Source organism: Ligilactobacillus agilis DSM 20509 (assembly GCF_001436215.1).
In the GTDB taxonomy this organism is placed as follows: Bacteria; Bacillota; Bacilli; order Lactobacillales; family Lactobacillaceae; genus Ligilactobacillus; species Ligilactobacillus agilis.
The window spans coordinates 1-1,707 of record NZ_AYYP01000062.1 but is presented as its reverse complement, the minus strand read 5'-3'; the positions used below and the strand labels follow the sequence as shown (position 1 = coordinate 1,707).

Genomic DNA, 1,707 nt, shown 5'->3' with positions numbered 1-1,707 from the left:
CAGAGTAAGATACAAGAATTACATATTTCTGTGTCTACTCTAAAGGGAGCATATCATGCAAAAGGGGGCTTTTTTAGTGTGAGGACTTGATGCGGTCGACAAATCTTTGGGCAATTTCTTGGGGGCGGGTGATGGCGCCACCGACTACCACTGCGTGCGCGCCTAACTCCAAGACCCGTTTGGCCTTAGCGGGCGTATCAATTTTACCTTCGGCAATCACTGGCAGCTCGGTAGTAGCGAGGACCTCTTTGAGGTAGGCAAAGTCATTGTTAGCAATGTTGGCATTTTGGGTAGTTGGAGTGTAGCCGTGCATGGTGGTCCCGATAATATCAAAGCCCAGCTTGCTTGCAAGTTTAACGTCGGCTAGATCCCCCGTATCGGCCATCAGTAAGGTGTCAGGGAATTCTTGGCGAAAGGCCCGCAGGCTAGCCTGTAAGTCTTCGTTATGGGGCCGGGGTTGGTTGGTAACTTGGCAAGCCACCACCTCTACGTTAGTGTGGGCGACCTGGCGCATCTCAGCTAGGGTCGGGGTGATATAAACCTTTGAGTCTGGGTAGTCTTTTTTAATAATGCCGATTAAAGGCAGGGAGACTGCTTGTTTGATAGCGCAAATGTCACTGACGGAGTTAGCCCGAATCCCGACGGCCCCGGCCTGCTTAGCTGCTAGCGCCATTTTAGCCATAATGTGAGAGCCGTGTAAGGGCTCATTTTCCAAAGCCTGGCAAGAAACAATTAGCCCGCCGGCTACGGCTTTTAAAAAGTTGTTTGTCATAAAAATTCCTCCCAAACTTGAATTACCTTCAGTATAAGAAAAGAGGACTTGCATGTAAAGGCTTACCGATGATAAGCTTGCTGCAAGATGAGAAAGTGGTGAGAAGATGTTGATTAAAAATGAGTGGCCGATTTTGGAATATGATACTAGTCAGCAGGCGGTTTTAGCCCCCAACCACGAGCAACTCGACTTAAAACTCCCTAAGCTAGCGGTCTTTGCCTTTTTGGGCTCGCAAATCGAAGCCTACGCTGCGAAGCACCAGGTCAAGCAGGTAGCGGAATTTGTCTCGGCTACCAAGACCTACCCGATTTTTGTTATCGAGCGGGCGGGGCAGCAAATCTGCTTAGTGCAGGCTCCAGTTGGGGCGCCGGCAGCCACGCAGCTATTGGATTGGTTGATCGCTTACGGGGTCAGCCAAGTCATTAGCACGGGTAGTTGTGGCTGTTTAGTAGCCCTACCTGAAAATACCTGGCTCCTTCCTAAAAAGGCCCTGCGCGCCGAAGGTACTTCCTATCATTACCTTGCCCCCAGTCGGTTTGTCGAACTTAATTTAAAGGCCCTAGCCGCCCTAAAGCGGGCTTTGACTAGGCAGGGAACGGACTATCAAGTCGTCACCACTTGGACGACCGATGGCTTTTACCGTGAAACCAAGGAATTAGTTGCCTACCGGAAAGCAGAGGGGTGCCAGGTAGTGGAAATGGAATGCGCGGCCTTAGCGGCTTGTGCCCAAATGCGGGGAGTTATTTGGGGAATGTTGCTTTACACCGCCGATAGTTTGGCGGACGTTAGCCACCATGACAGTCGGTCTTGGGGGGAGCTAGCGGCCGAGTCTGCCTTAGAACTTAGTTTAGCAGCGGTTTTAGAATTGGGGGATGAAAATCAACTACCCCTCACTAAAGTGAGAGGCTTGTAGTTCACGACCTTACGGTCAGTGG

At 50.8% G+C, this 1,707-nt stretch carries 2 protein-coding genes; one reads left to right on the top strand and one right to left on the bottom strand.

What is annotated here, in order from left to right; all coding sequences use genetic code 11:
• Positions 1 to 73: 73 nt before the first annotated feature.
• Positions 74 to 772, bottom strand: a complete 699-nt coding sequence (locus FC14_RS07890) for an N-acetylmannosamine-6-phosphate 2-epimerase (protein ID WP_056977220.1) — start codon at positions 770 to 772, stop codon at positions 74 to 76.
• A 106-nt stretch (positions 773 to 878) separates the two neighbouring features.
• On the opposite strand from FC14_RS07890, the gene FC14_RS07885 reads away from it, so the two are divergent.
• Positions 879 to 1,685: a nucleoside phosphorylase gene (locus FC14_RS07885; protein ID WP_056977218.1), complete on the top strand. Its 807-nt coding sequence runs from the start codon at positions 879 to 881 to the stop codon at positions 1,683 to 1,685.
• The last annotated feature ends 22 nt before the right edge of the window (positions 1,686 to 1,707 follow it).